The sequence below is a fragment of the Mesorhizobium sp. M7A.F.Ca.US.014.04.1.1 genome, assembly GCF_003998745.1.
Classification (GTDB): Bacteria; Pseudomonadota; Alphaproteobacteria; order Rhizobiales; family Rhizobiaceae; genus Mesorhizobium; species Mesorhizobium ciceri.
On record NZ_RZRW01001228.1, the window covers coordinates 1 to 797 of the forward strand.

General features: G+C 65.5%; 1 protein-coding gene. It reads right to left on the minus strand.

Features of this window, described 5'->3' with window-relative positions; translation table 11 throughout:
* Nucleotides 1–97: 97 nt before the first annotated feature.
* Nucleotides 98–655 carry an invasion associated locus B family protein gene (locus EOA22_RS35740; RefSeq protein ID WP_013529840.1) on the minus strand — a complete coding sequence of 186 codons (558 nt, stop codon included), beginning with the start codon at nt 653–655 and terminating at the stop codon, nt 98–100.
* Nucleotides 656–797 lie beyond the last annotated feature (142 nt).

Sequence of the window (797 nt, forward strand, 5' to 3'; positions counted from 1 at the left end):
CTTGGGGGGCTCGGCCCGCCTCTGCCGATCCGCCTCGACGCTCGGAGTGCGTTTGGCGGACGTGAACTGGTCCTGCTGGCTCATGGTGGCGCCTCGGTTATTTGAGTGGTGAAAGGGCGTCTGACAGCCCCTTGAGCGTTGCGGTAACGGTGATCGTCTGCCCGTCGACCGTCGAGTAGGAGATCGCCGGCGTCGCGTTCTGCGATATCTGCCGGCGCATGACGGGGCCGACCGGCAACATGCCGACACAGACCATTTCGTTGCAGCCGTTCAGCTGCACGTCGATCGGCTGCTTCTGTCCATCGAATTTCACGGACACCAGGCCATCGCTCCTGGCGTTCGGGGCGGTGCGCAGGATCATGTACGGCTTGCCGTCCTGGGTGGCGGCAAGCGACCAGCTGAAGGCCATCTTGCCGGACGCGTCCTCGATGATCTGCGAGACGTTGCAGACCTTCTTGCGGGCTTTGAGGTTCTCGTCGCAGATCAGCGTCCAGTTGTCGAATGGGCGTATGGTGCGCTGGTAGTCTCCGAGCTTCACCTCGGGCGGGAGCACCACGTCCGAAGGCTTGATCCTGTAGGTCGACGCGACCTGCCCGGCGGCCGGCACGAGGCCGCCGCAAAGCGCCAGGCAGGTCAGGGCAACAAGTCCTTTCATCCCTGCCTCAGTTCAAGGTGAAGCTGATGCCGGCGCCGACGCCGACATGCCCACCCGCTGCCGTGCCCGACAGATTGCCGCGGATGCGGCCGTCCTCGCTGGCGTAGCCCGCACCGAAGGCGAACGCGCCGGCGTCGCGCCA